Source organism: Pseudomonas sp. Q11, assembly GCF_024494355.1.
Lineage (GTDB): Bacteria > Pseudomonadota > Gammaproteobacteria > Pseudomonadales > Pseudomonadaceae > Aquipseudomonas > Aquipseudomonas hefeiensis.
The window spans coordinates 23,043-39,698 of the sequence record NZ_JAKNQY010000012.1 but is presented as its reverse complement, the minus strand read 5'-3'; the positions used below and the strand labels follow the sequence as shown (position 1 = coordinate 39,698).

Sequence of the window (16,656 nt, the reverse complement as noted above, 5' to 3'; positions counted from 1 at the left end):
AGAGGTCTTCAGGAAAACTGTGGGAGCTGTGGGAGCAAGCTTTGCTCCCACAGGCCCATGAGGTTTCTATCGTTCAGGATTCTGCCATCTCAAGCGAGCGCTGCCTTTCCTGGCATTCCAGCTCGACCTTGTAGCTATTGGCGTCCGTCTCGGAGTGGAACATTCCCACCAGCAAATCCTGTTGATGCACATCCCAGATGCGGATGCCGGCGGCAATACCTTCATGGGACATGTGAGCGTCATCGCGTTCAGTTACTTTCACAGTCATCTTGCAAGCTCCAATCTCTGTTATCTGCAGCAAGGCGTGTGCAGGACTTTGTTATAGATTTTGGTAGCCGGCTAAGTAAATGCTTGGTCCGTTAAGAAAATTTCATGAAAAACTCAATCATCCTGCAGGGCAGGCAATGCGCGGCATTCGGTCGCAGGTGGTTTTCATGAAGAAGGTTTCATGTTTTTGGGGGGGAAATGTCGGGGCAGTCACCTTGTGGGAGCGAGCCTGCTCGCGATAGCGGTGTATCAGTCAATACCGATGCCGGCTGACCTACCGCTATCGCGAGCAGGCTCGCTTCCACCGATTCATCTTCCACAGGTTAACTTTGTGCGGGTGCAGTTTTAGTGTTCAGGAAATTCGCGCATAAAAAAGCCCCGCATTTGGCGGGGCTTTTCTTGATATCGGCGTCGATCAGCTGCCTTTGACAGCCTTGCCGTTAACCGTACCGTCCTGGAGCATGATGTTGTACTCCTTGCCGTCGGTCTCGACCTGTTGCAAGCGCACCAGCAGGTAATCCCAGTCCTTGGCGAACCAGAGCACAGTGATGCGTTTGCTTTTTGTCGGGTCGCGTACGCGCTCGACCTTGATCGCTTCGATCTGGCCGGCCTTGGTGTCGACTGTCTCCGAGCCCAGGACGCGGAAGTCATAAGTGTCGACTTCGCCATCATCGACAACCTGATAGCTCATGCTTTTCTTGCCGGCCGCTACGTCGTGTTGCAGGGCTAACTGATAAGTGGATTTATCGACCATGCCACGGTTGAGTGGCAGTTTGACCGGATCGCCGCGATCGGTGCCGGTGACCATCTTGGTGTTCCAGTCGAAGTCCAGGTCGGCTTTCTTGGACTTGCCCAAGCCGCCACGCTCAAAGTGGTAGGACTGTGGCAGCAGGGTGTCCTTGTCCAGGGTCAGCGTGCTTTCTTCCGTCAGGCTGGCGATCATCATCGAAGCCTTGAAGCTCAGCTTCCAGGTGCCGTTGGCTTCTTTGGTCAGGCTACGCTCGGCGGTGCCGCTCATGGGCAGCTGTTTCCAGTCGGCGGTGTAGCTGGCGGAGAACGGTTGAAGGTCTGCGGCCTGTGCCAGGGGCAGGGCAAGCAGAGCGCAAGCGAAGAGCAGGGCGCGACGCATAAAATCTCCTAGTATCGAATCAAATGGCCGCTGGCGGCGAGCAACTGGCCGTCCAGTGAGGCACCGCGATCGTCGAGGGTCAGCCGGCCTTCGGCAAACCAACGCACGGCCATCGGGTAGATCTGGTGTTCCCGGGCGTGAACCCGTTGGGCCAGGCTTTGCGGCGTGTCGTGCAACTCTACCGGTATTACTGCCTGTACGACCAGTGGTCCGCCATCGAGTTCCTCGGTGACGAAGTGCACCGAGCAGCCATGCTCCGTGTCTCCGGCCTCCAGCGCGCGCTGGTGAGTGTGTAACCCTTTGTATTTGGGCAGCAGCGATGGATGGATATTGAACAGGCGGCCCTGGTAGTGACGCACGAAGCCGGCGCTGAGGATGCGCATGAAGCCGGCCAGTACCACCAGGTGCGGATTGAACATGTCAATCTGTTCGATCAGCGCGGCGTCGAAGGCTTCGCGGCCATCGAACGCTTTGTGATCCAGGACGCGGGTGTCGATACCCGCATCCCTGGCGCGTTGCAGGCCGTACGCATCGGCGCGGTTGGAAATCACCGCGCGGATACGGACCGGGCTATCACCGGTCCGCGTGCTGTCGATCAGGGCCTGCAAGTTGCTGCCGGTGCCGGACAACAGCACCACGACATCACAGGTTGCAGGCATCTGCTCTTGCATCAGTGAGCCTTAAGGTTCTTCAGCTCGACCTGGGCAGCGCCTTCGGCTGCGGTGCTGATCTGGCCGATGACCCAAGGTTGCTCGCCGGCTTCACGCAGTACATTCAGAGCCGTTTCAACGTGCTCCTGGGCTACGCAGATGACCATGCCTACGCCGCAGTTCAGCACGCGGTGCATTTCGGTTTCATCGACGTTGCCTTTTTCTTGCAGCCAGTCGAACACCGCCGGGCGGGTCCAGCTCGCCACGTCAACCACTGCCTGGGCGCCTTTTGGCAGTACGCGCGGGATGTTGTCCAGCAGGCCGCCGCCAGTGATGTGGGCCATGGCCTTGACGGCGCCAGTGTCTTTGATCAGCTTGAGCAGCGGCTTGACGTAGATGCGGGTCGGGGCCATCAGCAGGTCGGCCAGTGGCTTGCCGTCGAGCTGGGTGTTTTCGATGTCGGCGCCCGAGACTTCGATGATCTTGCGGATCAGCGAATAACCGTTGGAGTGCGGGCCGGACGATGGCAGGGCGAGCAGGGCATCGCCAGCGGCGACTTTCGAACCGTCGATGATTTCGGCTTTTTCCACGACGCCGACGCAGAAGCCGGCCAGGTCGTAGTCTTCGCCTTCGTACATGCCTGGCATTTCAGCGGTTTCGCCGCCGACCAGGGAGCAGCCGGACAGCTCGCAGCCGGCGCCAATGCCGGTTACCACCTGGGCGGCGGTGTCGACGTTCAGTTTGCCGGTGGCGTAGTAGTCGAGGAAGAACAGCGGCTCGGCGCCGCAAACCACCAGGTCGTTCACGCACATGGCCACCAGGTCGATGCCGATGCTGTCGTGCTTGTTCAGGTTCAGGGCCAGGCGCAGCTTGGTGCCGACGCCGTCAGTGCCCGAAACCAGCACCGGTTGCTTGTAGCCGGCCGGGATCTCGCAGAGGGCGCCGAAACCGCCCAGGCCGCCCATGACTTCCGGGCGCGCAGTGCGCTTGGCGACGCTCTTGATGCGTTCGACCAATGCTTCACCGGCGTCGATGTCTACACCGGCGTCCTTGTAGCTCAGGGAGGGTTGCTTGCTCATGATCCAGGCCTTTAGGGGGGATTTCTGGGTAACGACCGACCGCCGGGGCCATTGAATAACCGTTGTACGAATTATTCCGGGTGCCCAGCCATTGCCGGTCTGCGAAGGCGCGCGATTTTATCAGGCTTGAGGGGCAGCGGCCATCCTCGCGCCGACGGGCAGGGACATATCCTTGGAAAAAAACCGATATTTCTTCTGTTGGTGCTGCGTGATGCGTCTGTATAAGGTGTAGCGGTAACCGGCTATGGTTATGACAGTGCGAAACTTCCAGCGGGCGTGTGAATGTTTTGCCAGGTGCTGTGGTCACAGCCATGCTCAATTTTCTTCACACGGCCTGTTCCAGCCGTTATGTCCGGGAATCTTCCATGCGCTTTTTCAAACTCTTGTCTGTAGGCTGCCTGTCGTTGATCAGCGTGGCGAGCCATGCCGAAAACCTCAACAGCCTCTATCAGGTGCTCGAGCCGGTCAGCAGCCAGGCCCCGCAAGAGCGTGACCAGGCGACTCTGCGCGCCCTCGACACGCTGGTGCTGCGCCTGACCGGCGACGCCAAGGCCGCCCAGAGTCCCGGTCTGGCGGCGATCCGCAAGGACCCCCAGCAGATCATTCTTCAATATGGCTACGACGCCGGGCCGCCGGAAAGCCTCAAGGTGGATTTCGATCCGGCGAGCACCGACCGGGCCTTGCGTTCGGCGGGGTTGTCGCTGTGGGGCGCGAATCGGCCAGCGATCCTGGGCTGGTGGCTGAACGATTCGGCCGAAGGTTCCAACCTGGTGGGCGATGGCCAGGGCAGTGCCGCGCCACTGCGCCGCGCCGCCCAGCACCGTGGCCTGCCGCTGCACCTGCCCCTGGCGGACTTGAGCGAGCAGATCGTTGCTACCGCGCCAAACCTGGAAGGCAGTGATCCGGCTCCGTTGCGCGAGGCGTCGCAGCGTTATGGCGCTGACGCCTTGTTGGCGGTCCATGCCAAGGAAGAGGGCGGCCAATGGCAGGCGACCTGGCGCTTGTGGCAGGGTGACCAGCGCGAGCAGGGCAATGCCCAGGGCGCCGACCCTGCCGCCCTGGCTGATGCGGTGATGCTGGCGGTGAGTCAACGCCTGGCGCCGCGTTTCGTCACCAAGCCGGGCGTGGCCACCGAGCAACTGCTGGAAGTACAGGGCATGAACCTGGAACGTTATGCGGCACTTGGGCGTTTGCTCGAACCGTTCGGTGGGCAGTTGCAGCGTGTTGAAGGGGACCGGATCATTTATCGGGTCAACGGCAGCGCCGAGCAGTTGAAGGCGCAATTGGCCCTGGCGAAACTCCAGGAAATTCCTGCCGGCGAAGCCGTGGCGCCGGTTCCGGTTCCGGTGCCTGCGGCCCAGCCAGCCGCCGATGGCTCGGTCCCGGCCGCCGCGCCACCGCCTGAGCCGACGGCCAACCTGCGGTTTCGCTGGTAGTTTTTCTTTCTTATATAGCTAGGAGTGGTTCATGGGCGATACGCGGCGTTGGTTCTGGTTGGGTGGGATCGCCCTGCTGTCTGTGTTCATCTATTTGCTGCATCCGATCCTCACGCCGTTCCTGGTTGCGTTGCTCCTGGCCTATCTGTTCGACCCACTGGTAGACCGCCTGGAAAAACTCGGCCTGTCCAGGACCTGGGGCGTGGTGTCGGTGTTTGCGTTGATCACCTTGATTGTCATCGCCCTGATGCTGGTGCTGATACCGATGCTGGCCAAGCAACTGATGCGCCTGTACGAGCTGGTGCCGCAGATGCTCGACTGGTTGCAGCACACCGCCGTGCCGTGGGTGCAGTCAAGGTTGGGGTTGGCCGAAGGTTTCTGGAAGTTCGACAAGGTCAAGGCAGCCATCAGCGAGCACATGGGCCAGACCTCTGACATCGTCGGTGTGGTGTTGAGCCAGGCCACGGCCTCGGGACTGGCGTTGATCGGTTGGCTGGCGAACCTGGTATTGATTCCGGTGGTGGCTTTCTATCTGCTGCGCGACTGGGACTTGATGATGGCGAAGATTCGCAGCCTGCTGCCGCGCCATCGTGAAGAACGCATCATGACCCTGACCGGCGAATGCCATGAAGTGTTGGGGGCGTTTGTGCGTGGGCAATTGTTGGTGATGGTAGCGCTGGGCTTCATCTATGCGGCGGGATTGATGCTGGTGGGCCTGGAACTGGGGCTGTTGATCGGCTTGATCGCCGGGCTTGCGGCCATCGTGCCCTACATGGGCTTTGTCATCGGTATCGGCGCGGCATTGATTGCCGGCCTGTTCCAGTTCGGCGGTGATCTGTACCCGATGGTCGGCATCGTGGCGGTGTTCATGGTCGGGCAGGCGCTGGAAGGCATGGTGCTGACACCGTTGCTGGTGGGCGATCGTATCGGCTTGCATCCAGTGGCGGTGATCTTTGCGATCCTGGCCGGCGGTGAGTTGTTCGGTTTTACCGGGGTCTTGCTGGCGCTGCCGGTGGCGGCGGTGATCATGGTGCTGGTGCGCCATATGCACGATCTGTACAAGGATTCAGACATCTACAGTGGCGTCGAAGACCCCGAGCTATAGCGCGAAGGGCGGGCGCGGCGGTTGTCCCAGCGTCAGGGAAACCGTCGCTCCATCGTTCTGTCGCTGCAAACCTTTGATTTTGCTCGTGGTCCGGCGCATTGTGCGGTCCGCGTCACGGGTATAAACTTTGCGCACTTTACACAGAGGCCACTAACGGTTCTTTTGGAACTGTTCAGTCAGCATGAAACCGATTCAGCTGCCCCTAGGTGTGCGTCTGCGTGACGACGCCACCTTTATCAACTACTACCCAGGCGCCAATGCCGCTGCACTCGGCTATGTCGAGCGGCTTTGCGAAGCCGACGCCGGCTGGACCGAGAGCCTGATTTATCTGTGGGGCAAGGACGGGGTGGGGCGTACGCATCTGTTGCAGGCCGCTTGCCTGCGGTTCGAGCAATTGGGCGAGCCGGCGGTGTATCTGCCATTGGCCGAGTTGCTGGATCGCGGCGTTGAGATCCTCGACAACCTTGAACAGTACGAACTGGTCTGCCTGGATGATCTTCAGGCGGTGGCCGGCAAGGCTGATTGGGAAGAAGCGCTGTTTCATCTGTTCAACCGGTTACGCGACAGCGGCCGGCGTTTGCTGATTGCAGCATCGACGTCGCCGCGCGAGCTGCCGGTGAAGCTGGCCGATCTCAAGTCCCGTCTCACCCTGGCGCTGATTTTCCAGATGCGCCCGCTCTCCGATGAAGACAAACTCCGTGCATTGCAGTTGCGCGCTTCCCGGCGTGGCCTGCACCTGACCGATGAGGTCGGGCACTTCATCCTTACCCGCGGCACCCGCAGCATGAGCGCGCTGTTCGAATTGCTCGAGCGCCTCGACCAGGCGTCGCTTCAGGCTCAGCGCAAGCTGACCATCCCTTTTTTGAAAGAAACCCTGGGCTGGTAGAAGTCCCGGCAATAGTGGCTTATAGCCTTTTTCTGCGACGGTACAGCCCGCGTCCCTTCTGGGCAGCAGGCTGCATGAGGACTGGAAACGGTTTCGGCGCTTAGATGTAAACCTAAAACCGAGAAGTCACATTTGCATCGATTGAATTTGCAAATGAGCTTGATAGTGGGCATAGTCTCGCCATCTTTACAACCTCAGCCACGGTCGTGCCCATGCTAAGTCGCTTCGCACCCCTGGTGCCTCTCGCACTCGTTACCCTGTTGTTCGGTTGCGCTGCCCACTCTCCAGTGTCCCAGCAAGCGCAACAACCACAGGTCCAAAACTCCGTTACCGCCCAGTCTTCCTCTGTTGCACTTCAAGAAGAAATGGCCACCGACAAAGAGCTGGCAGACTTCGCCGGCAGCAAGCCTTATCAGCTTCCAGTGCTGGCTGACAGCATCCTGGAGCGAGGCATGTCCTTGATCGGTACCCGCTATCGTTTTGGCGGTTCCTCTGAAGCCGGCTTCGATTGCAGCGGTTTCATCGGGTATCTGTTTCGTGAAGAGGCTGGCATGAACCTGCCGCGCTCCACTCGCGATATGATCAACGTGAAGGCTCCGCTGGTTGCTCGCAATGAACTTGAACCGGGCGACCTGCTGTTCTTCGCCACCAACGGTCGTCGAGGTCGTGTCAGTCACGCCGGTATCTACCTGGGGGACAACCAGTTCATCCATTCCAGCAGTCGCCGCAGCGGTGGTGTGCGAATCGATAACCTGGGCGACAGCTACTGGAGCAAGACCTTCATCGAAGCCAAGCGCGCCCTCGCCATGGCACCGACCGTGGTCACGGCTCGCAAGTAAGCGCACAGTTTGTAAGGCAAACTTAAAGTCTTACTTGAAGTTTGCCTCATAGCCGCTAGAATCCATGATCATTGATTGATGGCAATCCGCCTGCGTATTCCGCAGGCGGCTTTGTTTTCATGCCCACGGCAGAAAAGCCGCATCCAGATCAGGATTGTTCTGCATATGTCGACGTCGGCCCGCCTCGCTCTCATGTTCTTTGCCGCGCTGCTCAGCGCTTGCGCCAGCCGTACTCCGCCACCTGCGCCAGTGCGGGCTCCGGTGGCATTCACTCCCGCGCAAAGCTTTTCCCCGGTTGCCGAAGACGTGCTGTTCCGGGCGCTGGGGTTGGTGGGAACGCCCTACCGCTGGGGCGGTAATACGCCGGATTCAGGCTTTGATTGCAGTGGCCTGATTGGCTATGTGTATCGCGATGCGGCCGGTATCTCCCTGCCGCGTTCCACCCGCGAGATGATTGGCATGCGCGCCCAGAGTGTCGGTAAGGACGCGTTGCAGACCGGTGATTTGATTTTCTTCGCCACTAACGGCGGCTCTCAGGTCAGCCATGCCGGGATCTATGTCGGGGAAGGGCGCTTCGTCCACGCGCCAGCGACCGGTGGTACGGTCAAGCTCGACAGCCTGTCCAAGGCTTATTGGCAGAAAGCCTACCTCAGTGCCAAGCGTGTACTGCAACCGGCGCATCTGGCACGTAATCCCTGACCCGGGGTACTCAGCTCAGCGCCAATGTGTGGTGAGGGTCGTGTGGGAGCAAAGCTTGCTCCCACACAGTGGAGATAAATCCCCTTGCCGCCGGTGTGATTGGCCTTATTTAGCCGAAACCCGCCAAATCTTGTTCCCCACATCATCAGCCACCAACAGCCCGCCCTGCTTGTCGATTACCACGCCCACTGGCCGGCCCTGGGCTTTTTCATCGGCATTCAGGAAGCCGGTCAGCACATCCACCGGTTGCCCCACCGGTTTGCCGGCGTTGAACGGTACGAAAATCACTTTATAGCCGCTGTGGGGCTTACGGTTCCATGAGCCGTGCTGGCCGATGAAAGCGCCTTCAGTAAACGGCGCGGGCAAGGTGCTGCCTTCGGCGAACGCCAGGCCCAGTGACGCGGTATGGGGGCCGACGGCGTAATCCGGGGCGATGGCCTTGGCTACCAGTTCCGGCTTTTGTGGCTCGACCCGCTTATCGACGTTCTGCCCGTAATAGCTGTAGGGCCAGCCATAGAAGCCGCCGTCCTTGACTGAGGTGATGTAGTCCGGGACCAGGTCGCTGCCGATCTCATCACGCTCATTCACTGCGGTCCATAGCGCACCACTGCGCGGCTCCCAGGCCAGACCGTTGGGGTTGCGCAAGCCCGAGGCGAAAATGCGGTGATTGCCGCTGGCGCGGTCCACTTCCCAGATGGCCGCGCGGCCTTCTTCGGCCTCCATGCCGTTTTCCCCGACATTGCTGTTGGAGCCGGTAGTGACGTACAGCTTGCTGCCGTCTTGGCTGGCGATCACGTTTTTGGTCCAGTGGTGGTTGAGCGTGCCACCCGGCAGGTCGACGACCTTGGTCGGCTGCGCCTTGATTTGCGTATCGCCCTCGTTATAGGGGAAACGAATCAGTCGGTCGGTGTCGGCCACGTACAGATCATTGCCCACCAGCGTCATGCCGAACGGCGAGTTGAGGTTCTCCAGAAAAACCGTACGGGTTTCGGCGATGCCGTCATGGTTGGCATCGCGTAACAGGGTAATGCGATTGGGGCTGGGCACCCCCGCACCGGCGCGGCCCATGACTTTCTCCATGACCCAGCCACGGATGCCCTTGGAATCGTCCGGCTTGGGCGGGGCATTTGTTTCCGCCACCAGCACGTCACCGTTGGGTAGCACGTAGAGCCAGCGTGGATGGTCCAGCCCTTCGGCGAATGCGCCCACTTGCAGTCCCTGGGCCGGGATGGGCTTGGCGCCATCCGGCCAGCCGACAGCTTCAGCAATGTTGACGGTGGGGATCAGGGTTTTGTTCGGTTCCGGCAGTTTTGGCGAGGGGCCAGTGCCGTCGGAAACCTGCAGCGTGGAGGACTCCCCGCAAGCAACAAGCCCTGCGGCCAATGCGACGATCAGAAGGTGTGGTGGCTTGAGCATGCGGGCTTCCCTATGAGTGCATGGTAGTTACTCATAGAGAAGCTTAGACCCGCGATGGTTCAACCGGTCAGCCGTGGGCCTGCTTGAACAGCACGGCGATGCCCGGATGATAATGCCCGGCCTCATTGCGCAACTTGCGATAGGCATAGGGGAAGTACCAGGCCACTGCGCAGGTATTTTCCTTCTGCAGTTCGTCGATCATGTCCTGCAACTCTTCCGGCGTGGCGCTCTGCTGGGCTTTTTGCGGTGCTACAAACAGGCAGCCTAATCTCAGGTCACTGGAATAACTGATACGTTTGGCGTCGCTGGTAACGTCGAGCAGCGGCTGGTTGAGGTTGAGACTCTTGACCTTCGGCCAGCGTTGAGTGGCCTGGATGAAGGCGCGCTCCTCGGTGCCGGCGATGAGCAGATCGGCGCTGACGTTGCGCTCGCCTTCTTCATTCTGTTTGCGGGTGGGGGTGTTTTGCAGCGTGACCATCTCGGCCATCCAGGCTGCGGCCGACAGCAAGCCAAGATTGGCTTTTTCATCGAACCAGTAAGGTGTGTCGTTATCGCCGCGCACGGCGTTGTAACGGTCGATACAGTCAAACCAGCGTTCCAGCACCGGGCGCAGGAATTCCAGTTTTGGATTGCTGATGATCATGCCTTGCATGCTTTTGCCCTCTTGTTCTTGTGATATCGGGTCGTGATGCCTATTTGATATCACTTGCCGCAGCATGGCACAAGATTGGCGTCATTTTATTGATCAGGGCCAATATCCGCTGTTGAACCTGTGGCGGCTTTAATTGACGCTCCACCCCCAACCCTCTAACCTTCGCGGCTTGTTTCAGGTGCTCTGTGACCGGGCGATCGTTGGGTCGACAGAGTGAAACAGGGAAGCCGGTGAGTGCATACGAACCCGGCGCTGCCCCCGCAACGGTAAATGAGTCAACGCTGTGCTAAAGCCACTGTGTCTGTATGACATGGGAAGGCGCGCAGCCCGGCATCACGCCGCTCATGAGCCCGGAGACCGGCCTGATTCATCCAACGGCATCACGGTGGGCGATGCCAGGCTTGTTGCCGTCTTTTTTGTGCCCGCCCGCCGTTATCCAATCCCAACGGAGAGCTCCCATGACCGACACCCCCGATCGCGACGAACGCCACCTGGCGCGCATGTTGCGCAAGAAAGCCGTGATCGACGAGCGCATCGCCAATTCGCCGAATGAATGTGGCCTGCTGCTGGTGCTGACCGGCAACGGCAAGGGCAAGAGCAGCTCGGCATTTGGCATGCTGGCCCGGTCCATGGGCCACGGCATGCAATGCGGCGTGGTGCAGTTCATCAAGGGGCGCAACAGCACCGGTGAAGAGCTGTTTTTTCGTCGCTTTCCGGAGCAGGTGCGCTTTCATGTCATGGGCGAAGGTTTCACTTGGGAAACCCAGGATCGCCAGCGCGACATCGCCGCCGCCGAAGCGGCCTGGGCAGTCTCGCGTCAGTTGTTGAGCGACCCGTCCATTGGCCTGGTGGTACTCGATGAACTCAACATCGCGCTCAAGCACGGCTACCTTGATCTGGACCAGGTGTTGAGCGACTTGCAGGCCCGTCCGCCGATGCAGCATGTGGTCGTGACCGGTCGCGGCGCCAAGCTGCAAATGATCGAACTGGCCGACACCGTCACTGAAATGGGCATGATCAAGCACGCGTTCCAGGCGGGTATCAAGGCGCAGAAAGGCGTTGAACTGTGAGTGACGTTTCCATTGCGAGTCGTCACTGCCCGGCGGTGCTGATCGCCGCCCCAGCGTCAGGGCAAGGCAAAACCACCGTCACCGCCGCTCTGGCCCGCTTGCATCGCAATCAGGGGCGCAGGGTGCGGGTCTTCAAGTGCGGGCCTGATTTCCTCGACCCGATGATCCTGGAGCGGGCCAGTGGCGCGCCGGTCTACCAACTGGACATGTGGATGGTCGGCGAGCAGGAGAGTCGTCGATTGTTGTGGGAAGCCGCCGCCGAAGCCGACTTGATCCTGATCGAAGGGGTGATGGGGTTGTTCGATGGCACGCCATCGAGCGCCGATCTGGCACGGCATTTCGGCGTGCCGGTGCTGGCGGTGATCGATGGCACGGCCATGGCCCAGACCTTCGGCGCCCTGGCCCTGGGGCTGGCGCGGTATCAGCCGGACTTGCCCTTCGCTGGAGTGCTGGCCAATCGGGTCGGCACCTTGCGTCATGCGCAGTTGCTCGAAGGCAGCCTGACCGAAGGCCTGCGCTGGTACGGCGCCCTGTCACGGGAAACCGGCATCGAGCTGCCAAGCCGTCACCTTGGGTTGGTCCAGGCCAGTGAATTGAATGATCTGGACCTGCGCCTCGACGCCGCCGCCGCTGCCCTGGCTGGCAGTTGTGAAGTGGCGTTGCCGCCAGCGGTGGAGTTCGCCGCGCCAGCGGTGATTGCCGCGCAGCCTTGGCTGGAAGGTGTGCGCATCGCCGTGGCCCGGGACGAAGCATTCGCCTTCACCTATGGCGCGAGCCTCGATTTGTTGCGCGCCATGGGCGCGCAACTGAGCTTCTTTTCACCTATTCATGACACCCAACTGCCGGAAGCGGACAGTCTGTATCTGCCCGGAGGCTATCCGGAACTGCACCATGTGGCGCTGGCGCAAAACGCGCCGATGCTGGCGGCGATCCGGGCGCACCATCAAGCAGGCAAGCCCTTGCTGGCTGAATGCGGCGGCATGCTTTATCTGTTGGACTCGTTGACGGATGTGGATGGCACCCGTGCCGAACTGCTTGGGTTGCTGGCCGGTGATGCGCAGATGCAAAAGCGTCTGGCGGCCCTGGCGCTGCAATCGGTGGAGTTGCCGGAGGGCACTTTGCGCGGGCATACCTATCATCATTCCCTGACCAGCACCGGTCTGGAACCGATTGCCCGAGGCCATAGCCCCAATGGCGGGCGAGGGGCAGAGGCGGTTTTCCGGCAGGGCCGGATGACGGCTTCCTATGTGCATTTTTATTTTCCGTCGAATCCGAGGGCGATTGCCGCGCTGTTTGCGCCTGATCTTGAGGCCGTTATCGCGAGCAGGCTCGCTCCCACATTTGATCACCTGACCCCTGTGGGAGCGAGCCTGCTCGAGAAGCAGTCATGACAGACAACGCCTTTCCCCAGGCCGAACGCGACGCCATCTACCGGGCCATCGCCGAGCGCCGCGATATGCGCCACTTCACCGGCGGCACCGTTGAGCCAGCATTGCTGCGCCGCCTGCTGGAAGCCGCCCATCAAGCCCCCAGTGTGGGTCTGATGCAGCCGTGGCGGTTCATTCGCATCAGCGACCGCGCCTTGCGTGGGCAAATCCGTCAACTGGTGGAGCAGGAGCGCATCCGCACCGCCGAGGCCCTGGGCGAGCGCAGCGATGAATTCATGAAGCTCAAGGTTGAAGGCCTCAACGACTGCGCCGAAGTGCTGGTGGCGGCGTTGATGGATGATCGCGAGCGCTATGTCTTCGGTCGACGAACCCTGCCGGAAATGGACCTGGCCTCGCTGTCCTGCGCGATCCAGAATCTGTGGCTGGCCTCTCGCGCCGAAGGATTGGGGATGGGCTGGGTTTCTCTGTTCGAGCCCCAGGCCCTGGCCGAGCTGTTGGGCCTGCCCGCTGGTGCCAAGCCGCTGGCAATCTTGTGCCTGGGACCGGTCGAGGGTTTTTACCCGGCACCGATGCTCGCCCTGGAAGGCTGGGCTCAGCCGCGTGCGCTGGATGAATTGCTCTACGAAAACCATTGGGGAGTGAGCCCATGAGTGTGGCGTTGCTCAGTGCCGCCGCAGTGGCGCTGGATGCGCTGTTGGGCGAACCCCGACGCTGGCATCCGCTGGTGGCCTTTGGTCGCTTTGCCGATCGTATCGAGCAGCGCTTCAACTCCGGCGGGCGTGGCTGGCGCAGCCATGGCGTGACGGCGTGGATCATCGCCGTGGTGCCGTTGACCCTGCTCGCGACGGCGCTGTCCTGGGCGCCGTTGGTGGGTTGGCTGGTGGACATCCTGGCGCTGTACCTCGCCCTTGGCCTGCGCAGTCTCGGGGAACATGTCGAGCCGGTGGCCCGGGCTCTGCGCGGTGGGGATCTGGACGAAGCGCGTCGGCGGGTCGGCTACCTGGTCAGTCGCGAAACCGCCGAACTGGATGAGACTGCCGTCGCCCGTGCCGCCACGGAGTCGGTGCTGGAGAACGGCAGCGACGCGGTGTTCGCCGCGCTGTTCTGGTTCGCCGTCGCGGGCGCGCCCGGTGTGGTGTTGTACCGCCTGAGCAATACCCTCGACGCGATGTGGGGCTATCGTAACGAACGCTTTGAGCGCTTCGGCTGGGCGGCGGCCAAGATCGATGATGGGCTCAACTATATTCCGGCGCGCCTGGTGGCGCTGACTTACGCCGTGCTTGGAAAAACCCGCCTGGCGCTCAAGTGTTGGCGCACCCAGGGCCCGACTTGGGACAGTCCCAATGCCGGGCCCGTGATGGCCGCCGGCGCCGGTGCCCTGGGGGTCGAGCTGGGTGGCGCGGCGGTGTATCACGGCCAATTGCACCAGCGTCCGCCCCTGGGCGAGGGCGAGCCGGCGAGCGCCGACGCCATTGATCGCGGCTGGCAACTGGTCCAGCGCGGCGTATGGTTGTGGTTGCTGATTCTCTGCCTGGGAGCTGAGTTTTATGCTTGAGCACGGTGGACGGTTGCGCAACGCGGCCCTGCAATATGGTATTGCCGAGGCCCAATGGCTCGACTTGTCCAGTGGTCTGGCGCCCTGGCCGTTCGACGTGCCGGTGATTGCACCGCGGGCCTGGGCACGCCTACCCGAGACCGATGACGGATTGGAACAGGCCGCCTGCGATTATTACGGCGCCATGCATGTGCTGCCGGTGGCAGGTTCGCAGATGGCCATCCAACTGTTGCCGCGCCTGCGCCGTGCCGGCAAGGTCGGCGTCCTTTCGCCTTGCTACGCCGAACACGCCGAAGCCTGGCGTCGCAGTGGTTACATTGTGCGCGAAGTGCTGGAGCCGGAAGTGGACTTCTTCCTCGACAGTCTCGACGTGCTGGTGGTGGTCAACCCGAACAATCCCACGGGCTTGCAGTTGAGCCCCGAGCGCCTGATGGACTGGCATGCCCGGCTGGCGCAGCGCGGTGGTTGGCTGGTGGTGGATGAAGCGTTCATGGATGTCACGCCGCAACTGAGTCTGGCCGCTCATACCCATCAGGTCGGGCTGATTGTGTTGCGTTCGTTTGGCAAATTTTTTGGCCTGGCCGGGGTTCGCCTGGGGTTTGTATTGGCCGAGCGCCGCTTGCTCAAGTTGCTCGCCGAACAAGTCGGGCCATGGGCCATCAGCGGGCCGACCCGAGTGGTGGGTCAGGCGTGCCTGTTGGACACCGACGCCCACGCCCGCCAGCGCCAACGCTGCGAAGACATCAGCCAGCGCCTGGCGCTGACGCTCGAACGCCATGGCTTCGCACCTCAGGGCGGCTGCGGGTTATTTCAATGGCTGGTCACTGAACACGCCCAGGCACTTTACGATTTCATGGCCCACGAGGGCATTCTCCTGCGGTTGTTTACCCATAACAGCAGCCTGCGTTTTGGGCTGCCGGCCGATGACGGTGAATTCCTGCGCCTCGAACAGGCTTTCGAGGCCTACGCCAAGGACATCCAATGACCACTGTAATGGTGCAGGGCACCACGTCCGATGCCGGCAAAAGCACCCTGGTTACGGCCCTGTGCCGCTGGGTCAGGCGTCAGGGTGTGAGCGTGGTGCCGTTCAAGCCACAGAACATGGCGCTCAACAGCGCGGTAACGGCCGACGGCGGCGAAATCGGTCGTGCCCAGGCCGTGCAGGCCCAGGCGGCCGGTCTAGAACCGCATACCGACATGAACCCGGTGCTACTCAAGCCCAACAGCGACACCGGCGCCCAGGTCATTATCCATGGCCGCGCCGTCACCACCATGAATGCCGTGGCCTATCACGATTACAAAACCATCGCGATGCAAGCGGTGCTGGCTTCCCACGCACGCCTGAGCGCGGCGTATCCGGTGGTGATGGTGGAGGGCGCGGGGTCGCCGGCGGAGATCAATCTGCGCGCCGGTGACATTGCCAACATGGGCTTTGCCGAGGCGGTGGACTGCCCGGTGCTGCTGATTGCCGATATCAATCGCGGCGGGGTGTTCGCCCATCTGGTGGGGACCCTGGAGCTGCTTTCGCCCAGCGAGCAAGCGCGGGTCAAGGGCTTCATCATCAACCGTTTTCGCGGCGACATCGCCTTGCTGCAACCGGGCCTGGATTGGCTTGAGGCCCGCACCGGCAAACCGGTGGTTGGCGTGTTGCCGTACGTGATGGACCTGCACCTGGAGGCCGAGGACGGCCTCGATCAACGGCAGGCCGACAAGGCCGAACAGGTGCTCAAAGTGGTGGTGCCAGTATTGCCGCGTATCAGCAACCACACCGATTTCGATCCGCTGCGCCTGCACCCACAGGTCGATCTGCAATTCATTGGCCCAGGCCAACCCATTCCAGCGGCTGACTTGATCATCCTGCCGGGTTCAAAGAGCGTGCGCAGCGACCTGGCTTATTTGCGCGTCAATGGTTGGGAGACGGCCATCCATCGTCACCTGCGTTATGGGGGCAAGCTGCTGGGCATCTGCGGCGGTTTGCAGATGCTCGGCCAAAAGGTCCACGACCCGTTGGGGCTGGAAGGGGAGGCGGGTTCCGGCGCCGGGCTGGGCCTGCTGGCCTTCGAAACGACTCTGGAGCACGAGAAGCAGTTGCGCAATGTGCGCGGGCGATTGGCCCTGGAAGAGGCCGAGGTCAGCGGGTATGAGATCCATGCCGGTGTGACCACGGGCCCGGCATTGGAAAACCCGGCGGTGCGGTTGGATGACGGTCGTTGTGATGGTGCCCAGAGCCTGGATGGACAGATTTTCGGCACTTATCTGCATGGGCTGTTCGAGTCGCCGGCGGCCAGCAGCGCCTTGTTGCGTTGGGCCGGGTTGCAGAATGTGCAAGCGGTGGACTACCACGGGTTGCGCGAACGGGACATCGAGCGGTTGGCGGATCTGGTGGAGCGGCATTTGGATACCGGGCTGTTGCGTGAGCTTTGTGGAATTTGAGATGCCCGTAATGGCCCCTTCGCGAGCAAGCCCGCTCCCACAGGGGATTTGC

The 16,656-nt window shown here is 61.5% G+C and carries 17 protein-coding genes and 1 riboswitch; of the genes, 11 read left to right on the top strand and 6 right to left on the bottom strand.

Translation table 11 applies throughout. From position 1 onward, the window contains the following. Nucleotides 1-73: 73 nt before the first annotated feature. The 4 genes from MA884_RS14355 to purM form a co-directional block, all read right to left on the bottom strand. A complete protein-coding gene (locus tag MA884_RS14355; RefSeq protein WP_256231145.1) occupies nt 74-268 on the bottom strand; it encodes a hypothetical protein in 195 nt (64 codons plus the stop codon). A 414-nt stretch (nt 269-682) separates the two neighbouring features. Further along, a complete protein-coding gene (locus MA884_RS14350) occupies nt 683-1,396 on the bottom strand; it encodes a DUF3108 domain-containing protein (protein WP_256231144.1) in 714 nt (237 codons plus the stop codon). 8 nt (nt 1,397-1,404) lie between these two features. After that, nucleotides 1,405-2,055 carry a phosphoribosylglycinamide formyltransferase gene (gene purN, locus MA884_RS14345; protein WP_256231143.1) on the bottom strand — a complete coding sequence of 217 codons (651 nt, stop codon included), beginning with the start codon at nt 2,053-2,055 and terminating at the stop codon, nt 1,405-1,407. Between the two features lie 11 nt (nt 2,056-2,066). Then, nucleotides 2,067-3,125 (bottom strand): phosphoribosylformylglycinamidine cyclo-ligase, encoded by a 1,059-nt coding sequence (gene purM, locus MA884_RS14340; protein WP_256231142.1) that lies wholly within the window; start codon nt 3,123-3,125, stop codon nt 2,067-2,069. 365 nt (nt 3,126-3,490) lie between these two features. Here purM and MA884_RS14335 point away from each other — a divergent pair, with 365 nt between their 5' ends. The 5 genes from MA884_RS14335 (at nt 3,491) to MA884_RS14315 (ending at nt 8,090) form a co-directional block, all read left to right on the top strand. Continuing rightward, the gene (locus MA884_RS14335; protein WP_256231141.1) at nt 3,491-4,561 is read left to right on the top strand and encodes a DUF2066 domain-containing protein; all 1,071 of its coding nucleotides are present in this window, start codon (nt 3,491-3,493) and stop codon (nt 4,559-4,561) included. Nucleotides 4,562-4,592: 31 nt separating this feature from the next. Further along, a complete protein-coding gene (locus tag MA884_RS14330; RefSeq protein ID WP_256231140.1) occupies nt 4,593-5,666 on the top strand; it encodes an AI-2E family transporter in 1,074 nt (357 codons plus the stop codon). 181 nt (nt 5,667-5,847) lie between these two features. Continuing rightward, entirely contained in the window at nt 5,848-6,552 is a 705-nt protein-coding gene (gene hda, locus MA884_RS14325; RefSeq protein ID WP_003178999.1) for a DnaA regulatory inactivator Hda, read from the top strand. Nucleotides 6,553-6,764: 212 nt separating this feature from the next. Further along, nucleotides 6,765-7,391, top strand: coding sequence for a C40 family peptidase (locus tag MA884_RS14320; RefSeq protein WP_256231139.1), 627 nt, complete (start codon nt 6,765-6,767; stop codon nt 7,389-7,391). Nucleotides 7,392-7,556: 165 nt separating this feature from the next. After that, nucleotides 7,557-8,090, top strand: a complete 534-nt coding sequence (locus MA884_RS14315; RefSeq protein WP_256231138.1) for a C40 family peptidase — start codon at nt 7,557-7,559, stop codon at nt 8,088-8,090. A gap of 105 nt (nt 8,091-8,195) precedes the next feature. Here the strand turns inward: MA884_RS14315 and MA884_RS14310 are convergent, their stop codons facing one another. Together MA884_RS14310 and MA884_RS14305 are read right to left on the bottom strand one after the other, a co-directional pair. Further along, nucleotides 8,196-9,506, bottom strand: coding sequence for a sorbosone dehydrogenase family protein (locus MA884_RS14310; protein ID WP_256231137.1), 1,311 nt, complete (start codon nt 9,504-9,506; stop codon nt 8,196-8,198). Nucleotides 9,507-9,573: 67 nt separating this feature from the next. Then, entirely contained in the window at nt 9,574-10,158 is a 585-nt protein-coding gene (locus tag MA884_RS14305) for a hypothetical protein (RefSeq protein ID WP_256231136.1), read from the bottom strand. Between the two features lie 159 nt (nt 10,159-10,317). Further along, nucleotides 10,318-10,539, top strand: a riboswitch (cobalamin riboswitch). 77 nt (nt 10,540-10,616) lie between these two features. On the opposite strand from MA884_RS14305, the gene cobO reads away from it, so the two are divergent. The 6 genes from cobO to MA884_RS14275 are packed head-to-tail and all read left to right on the top strand — an operon-like array spanning nt 10,617 to nt 16,604. Further along, on the top strand, nt 10,617-11,228 hold the full coding sequence (cobO, locus tag MA884_RS14300) for a cob(I)yrinic acid a,c-diamide adenosyltransferase (RefSeq protein ID WP_256231135.1): 612 nt from the start codon (nt 10,617-10,619) through the stop codon (nt 11,226-11,228). Next, entirely contained in the window at nt 11,225-12,619 is a 1,395-nt protein-coding gene (locus tag MA884_RS14295) for a cobyrinate a,c-diamide synthase (RefSeq protein WP_256231134.1), read from the top strand. Before cobO ends, MA884_RS14295 begins: the two co-directional genes overlap by 4 nt. Continuing rightward, nucleotides 12,616-13,266: a 5,6-dimethylbenzimidazole synthase gene (gene bluB, locus MA884_RS14290; protein WP_256231133.1), complete on the top strand. Its 651-nt coding sequence runs from the start codon at nt 12,616-12,618 to the stop codon at nt 13,264-13,266. The genes MA884_RS14295 and bluB overlap by 4 nt, the downstream gene beginning before the upstream one ends. Next, nucleotides 13,263-14,171, top strand: coding sequence for an adenosylcobinamide-phosphate synthase CbiB (gene cbiB, locus MA884_RS14285; protein ID WP_256231132.1), 909 nt, complete (start codon nt 13,263-13,265; stop codon nt 14,169-14,171). The genes bluB and cbiB overlap by 4 nt, the downstream gene beginning before the upstream one ends. Continuing rightward, nucleotides 14,164-15,156 carry a threonine-phosphate decarboxylase CobD gene (gene cobD, locus MA884_RS14280; RefSeq protein ID WP_256231131.1) on the top strand — a complete coding sequence of 331 codons (993 nt, stop codon included), beginning with the start codon at nt 14,164-14,166 and terminating at the stop codon, nt 15,154-15,156. Before cbiB ends, cobD begins: the two co-directional genes overlap by 8 nt. Then, nucleotides 15,153-16,604: a cobyric acid synthase gene (locus tag MA884_RS14275; RefSeq protein WP_256231130.1), complete on the top strand. Its 1,452-nt coding sequence runs from the start codon at nt 15,153-15,155 to the stop codon at nt 16,602-16,604. The genes cobD and MA884_RS14275 overlap by 4 nt, the downstream gene beginning before the upstream one ends. Nucleotides 16,605-16,656 lie beyond the last annotated feature (52 nt).

Bases quoted from the DNA above. Each gene is read 5' to 3' on its own strand.
- cobD (WP_256231131.1), top strand. From the start codon at position 14,164: ATGCTTGAGCACGGTGGACGGTTGCGCAACGCGGCCCTGCAATATGGT.
- bluB (WP_256231133.1), top strand. From the start codon at position 12,616: ATGACAGACAACGCCTTTCCCCAGGCCGAACGCGACGCCATCTACCGG.
- hda (WP_003178999.1), top strand. From the start codon at position 5,848: ATGAAACCGATTCAGCTGCCCCTAGGTGTGCGTCTGCGTGACGACGCC.
- cbiB (WP_256231132.1), top strand. From the start codon at position 13,263: ATGAGTGTGGCGTTGCTCAGTGCCGCCGCAGTGGCGCTGGATGCGCTG.
- MA884_RS14355 (WP_256231145.1), bottom strand. From the start codon at position 268: ATGACTGTGAAAGTAACTGAACGCGATGACGCTCACATGTCCCATGAA.
- MA884_RS14315 (WP_256231138.1), top strand. From the start codon at position 7,557: ATGTCGACGTCGGCCCGCCTCGCTCTCATGTTCTTTGCCGCGCTGCTC.
- MA884_RS14275 (WP_256231130.1), top strand. From the start codon at position 15,153: ATGACCACTGTAATGGTGCAGGGCACCACGTCCGATGCCGGCAAAAGC.
- purN (WP_256231143.1), bottom strand. From the start codon at position 2,055: ATGCCTGCAACCTGTGATGTCGTGGTGCTGTTGTCCGGCACCGGCAGC.
- purM (WP_256231142.1), bottom strand. From the start codon at position 3,125: ATGAGCAAGCAACCCTCCCTGAGCTACAAGGACGCCGGTGTAGACATC.
- MA884_RS14320 (WP_256231139.1), top strand. From the start codon at position 6,765: ATGCTAAGTCGCTTCGCACCCCTGGTGCCTCTCGCACTCGTTACCCTG.
- MA884_RS14335 (WP_256231141.1), top strand. From the start codon at position 3,491: ATGCGCTTTTTCAAACTCTTGTCTGTAGGCTGCCTGTCGTTGATCAGC.
- MA884_RS14310 (WP_256231137.1), bottom strand. From the start codon at position 9,506: ATGCTCAAGCCACCACACCTTCTGATCGTCGCATTGGCCGCAGGGCTT.
- MA884_RS14330 (WP_256231140.1), top strand. From the start codon at position 4,593: ATGGGCGATACGCGGCGTTGGTTCTGGTTGGGTGGGATCGCCCTGCTG.
- cobO (WP_256231135.1), top strand. From the start codon at position 10,617: ATGACCGACACCCCCGATCGCGACGAACGCCACCTGGCGCGCATGTTG.
- MA884_RS14305 (WP_256231136.1), bottom strand. From the start codon at position 10,158: ATGCAAGGCATGATCATCAGCAATCCAAAACTGGAATTCCTGCGCCCG.
- MA884_RS14350 (WP_256231144.1), bottom strand. From the start codon at position 1,396: ATGCGTCGCGCCCTGCTCTTCGCTTGCGCTCTGCTTGCCCTGCCCCTG.